The sequence below is a fragment of the Actinomadura logoneensis genome, assembly GCF_003428695.1.
Taxonomy (GTDB): Bacteria; Actinomycetota; Actinomycetes; order Streptosporangiales; family Streptosporangiaceae; genus Spirillospora; species Spirillospora logoneensis.
This window is the reverse complement of the sequence record NZ_QURH01000740.1, coordinates 1-3,535: the sequence shown is the minus strand read 5'-3', so window position 1 is coordinate 3,535 and position 3,535 is coordinate 1. Positions and strand designations below refer to the sequence as shown.

Sequence of the window (3,535 nt, the reverse complement as noted above, 5' to 3'; positions counted from 1 at the left end):
GGGGTCGAGCGCCGCGTCGCCGAGGTCCGCGCCGAGGCCGCGCGCGAGCTGTCGGTCGCGCAGAGCGAGCGGGACGCCTCCCAGCGCCGGGCCGACGAGGCCCGCTCCGAGGCCGACGGCGCCCGCCAGCGCGCCGACGCCGCCGAGAAGGACGCCGCCCGCGCCCGCGAGGAGGCCAAGAAGGCCACCGCCAAGCGGGACGCCGCCCAGAAGGCCTGGGAGGAGGCGCACGAGATGGCGCAGCAGGCGGTGACCGCCAAGCTCGCCGCCGAGAGCGAGCGCGACCGCATCGCCGCCCGCGAGACCGAACTGCTCGCCGCGCTCGAGAGCACCCGTGCCGACCTGGTCGCCCAGCACGCCAGGGTCGCGGAGGCCGAGGGCGTCGCCGAGCGGCACCGCGTCGAGGCCGCCGTCGCCAAGCAGGGCGCGGAGGACCTCCGCAACTCCATGCGCGACACCGAGGCGCAGCGGCAGCGCGCGATGCAGGCCGCGAGCAAGGCCGAGGCCGAGCGCACCGCCGCGCAGCGCGCCCGCTCGGAGGCCGAGGCCGAGGCCGCCCGCGCCAAGGCCCTCGCCGAGGACGCCGTGAAGGAGCGCGACGCCGCGCGCGAGCAGGCCGTCCAGGCGGTCGCCGAGCGCGACGAACTGCTCGGCAAGCTGAACGAGCACGCGCTGCAGATCCGGCAGCTGTCCCAGTCGGTCGCCGAGCAGCAGGCCGCGCTGGCCGCGCTCGCCGAGGAGCGCGACGCCGCCCGCGCAGAGGCCGACCGCGCGCGCCGCCAGATCGACCAGTTCACGCACAACACGCTGTCGTCGAACCTGCCCGGCGGACGGATGCCCGGCGGCGCGTCGCCGAACACCACGGGCGCGCCGGGCGTCCCGGACCTGCCCAGCCTCTCCGACGGGGCGCCGCCGGCGGTCCACGCGCCGCACGGCATGCCGGTGCCGCCGGTCGTCCCCGGCCACGGCACGCCGTATGCGCCCGCCGACTACCCGTCCGCCGAGGGCACGGGCGGTTATCCGTCCGCCCCCGAACGCACGGGCGGTTATCCGTCCGCCTCTGAACGCACGGGTGGTCACCCGGCGGTGGACGGCGGTCCGGGCATGCCGCTGGCGGCTCCGATCCCGCCCGCAGTGCCGGGGCCGGTGGGCATACCGTCCTCGATCACCGGCGGCACCCCGTTCGTGGGCGCGGGTGCGCAGGGCGGCGGCCCCGCCGGTCAGATGCCCGGTCCGTCCGGCCTGAACGGCAACGCCAACGGCGGCGACTTCGCCAACGGCAACGGCGGCACGCACGGCCACGTCAACGGAGGCGCCGACAACGGTGCCCACGGCAGTGCCAACGGGTCCGGGATGAACGGCCACCGCCGCGGCCCCGACGACCGCGAGGACCCGCTCTTCACCGGGCCGTGACGCGCCCCTGACGCGGGAACGCGAACGGTGCCGGACGCGTCGCGCCCGGCACCGTTCGGCTTCCGGTCACAGATAGCGGACGATCACGACGAGCACCAGCGCGGTGCAGGCCACGATCCAGACGGCGTGGCCGCGCTCCCTGCTGGCGGTGGCGCGCAGGCTGGTCACGCGCCGCCGGCTCTGCCTCACATCGAACATCGCGCGCCGGGCGCGCTCCCAGGTCATCCCCATGTAGACGGCGAGGCCCGCCACGGCGAGGACGAGAACTGCGTTTCCGGTCATCCGGCCCGACCTCCACTGGCCGCAGATGCTCAGAATTCAACGCGATTGTCCCTGCCCTGCTCCGTGCCACGCGACACATTTCCGGCAGCGATCCGTCTGAATGAGGCGGCATCCGCTGCCGGATCATGGGCGCAATCCAGGATTATTCGCCTTATTTCCGGCGAATGCCTACGCGCGGAAACGGTCCGGATCGACCTCGATCCAGATCTGCTCGGCCCGGCCGATCAGCCGCCCGTCCGCGCCGTACACCGCGCTGCCCGCGAACATCTTGCGGCCCTCGCGGCGGCGCGCGACGCCCACCGCCACGCACGGCTCGCCCGCCTCGGGCAGGTCGTGCACCCGCGCGGTCATGGTCCCGAGCACCGCCGGGCGGCTGCCCGCCGGGTCGAACGCCCAGCCGCCCGGGCAGTCGAGCGCGGCCCACACCAGGGCGGTGGTCGGGGCGTCCCAGGGCGTCCACGGGCAGGCGACCGTGCCGTCCAGGCCGTCCACCGGGCCGGGCGCGAGGCGCATCCCGTCGCCGGGCGCGCGGTCCGGCCCGCACACGAAGCAGCCCGGGAACGGGTGGTCGCCGCCCGGGTTGAACTTCTCGGCGGCGCGGGCGGCGGCGTCCGGGGCGACCGCCGGGACGGGGTCGGCGCCGAAGCCGTCCGCGCGGGCCTCGGCGACCAGGCGCTCGCCGTCCCACAGCGTCAGGTGCCCCCGCGCGCCGTCCTCGTCGGCGACGCGCAGCGGGGTCTCCAGGGGCGGCGGCAGGCGCAGCGCGACCCGGACGCCGTCCGGGGCCGCGTCCCCGGCGACCTCGGAGGCCAGCAGTCCGGCGACGTAGCCGCCGTTGCCCGAGTTGTCCGGACCGTGGAACCGTGCCTCCACCAGCATGTGGGTAACCCCCGCGCGAGAGATCGACTTGGAACGGTCGAATCCTAGCCGGGGGTCACTAAAGTTCCCAGATCTGGTCAAAGTGTGCGGAAGGGGCGGGCTGGGCGGTCCGCGCCCGGCCGATCGACCGCGAGAACCGGCGTCCAGCGGACCTCGAAAGCTTCGTGAGCGGGGAAATCGGGGTGGCGGCAGAGGGAGGTTCGGGGGACCCGAGAGGGCTGCGGCTCAGATGGCGCGGGAGGGCTGCGGACGGCCTGGACGGGTGGAGAAGAACACCGACAGCGACCCGTTCAGCCGTGCCCGGACGGTCTCCTCGTCCACCGGACCGTCGTCGGGGACCGGGCAGCGCTCGAGCGCCCGCTCGATGAGCAGGTCGATGTTGCGGTCGGCGACGAGCACCGAGCAGGTGTCGCAGGCGAGCCACGGATACAGCATGTTCAGCACGGCCACGGCGGTGTCGTCGTCCGACAGGTGCGTGGTGTCGAGCTCCACCTCGAACATGTCGGTGGCCTCGGGGTCGAGCGTGGGGTAGTAGAGCCAGCTGGGATCCGGGGCGGCGCAGAAGTCGCAGGTCGGATCGGGCGGGGCGGCCGTGCCCACGGCCAGCTCGAGCGCGTGGTCCCACGGTTCCACGCGGCGGTTGTGCCGGTATCCGACGGTGTCGAGCGCGCCCTCGCGGTTGTGGGTGACGTCATGCACCTCCCCACCGCACCGGGCGCACATGAAGCCGATGTCCTCCATGCCCTTCCCCCTGATCGCTGAGGCACCGATCTCACAGTATCCGCATGGACGGCACCCGCGTACCAGCCCTGCGCGATTCGATCTTGCCCGGATTCGGCCCCGTTGCCCAGCGGGCGCGGGCCGGTCCGATACCGTGGGTCCCCGGCGACGCCCGCGTCCCGGCGACCCCGGCAGGCCCCGCCCCCGTTGCCGCGCACACGCCGCGCACCCGCTGCCCCGC

Annotated in this window: 4 protein-coding genes; 1 reads left to right on the top strand and 3 read right to left on the bottom strand. The window is 74.9% G+C overall.

Going from position 1 to position 3,535, the window contains the following annotated elements:
• Nucleotides 1–1,413: coiled-coil domain-containing protein (locus DZF91_RS42285; protein ID WP_235834584.1), on the top strand; the 1,413-nt coding region annotated here is incomplete at its 5' end.
• Nucleotides 1,414–1,479: 66 nt separating this feature from the next.
• On the opposite strand, the gene DZF91_RS26510 is transcribed toward DZF91_RS42285, so the two are convergent.
• From DZF91_RS26510 to DZF91_RS26500, 3 genes are all read right to left on the bottom strand, one after another.
• Nucleotides 1,480–1,695, bottom strand: coding sequence for a hypothetical protein (locus DZF91_RS26510; RefSeq protein WP_117359902.1), 216 nt, complete (start codon nucleotides 1,693–1,695; stop codon nucleotides 1,480–1,482).
• A gap of 168 nt (nucleotides 1,696–1,863) precedes the next feature.
• On the bottom strand, nucleotides 1,864–2,574 hold the full coding sequence (locus tag DZF91_RS26505; RefSeq protein ID WP_117359901.1) for a hypothetical protein: 711 nt from the start codon (nucleotides 2,572–2,574) through the stop codon (nucleotides 1,864–1,866).
• 225 nt (nucleotides 2,575–2,799) lie between these two features.
• Complete coding sequence (locus tag DZF91_RS26500; protein ID WP_117359900.1) at nucleotides 2,800–3,315, bottom strand: hypothetical protein; 516 nt, start codon at nucleotides 3,313–3,315, stop codon at nucleotides 2,800–2,802.
• Nucleotides 3,316–3,535: the final 220 nt, after the last annotated feature.

Coding starts and splice junctions, on each gene's coding strand:
- DZF91_RS26510 (WP_117359902.1), bottom strand. CDS start 1,695: ATGACCGGAAACGCAGTTCTCGTCCTCGCCGTGGCGGGCCTCGCCGTC.
- DZF91_RS26505 (WP_117359901.1), bottom strand. CDS start 2,574: ATGCTGGTGGAGGCACGGTTCCACGGTCCGGACAACTCGGGCAACGGC.
- DZF91_RS26500 (WP_117359900.1), bottom strand. CDS start 3,315: ATGGAGGACATCGGCTTCATGTGCGCCCGGTGCGGTGGGGAGGTGCAT.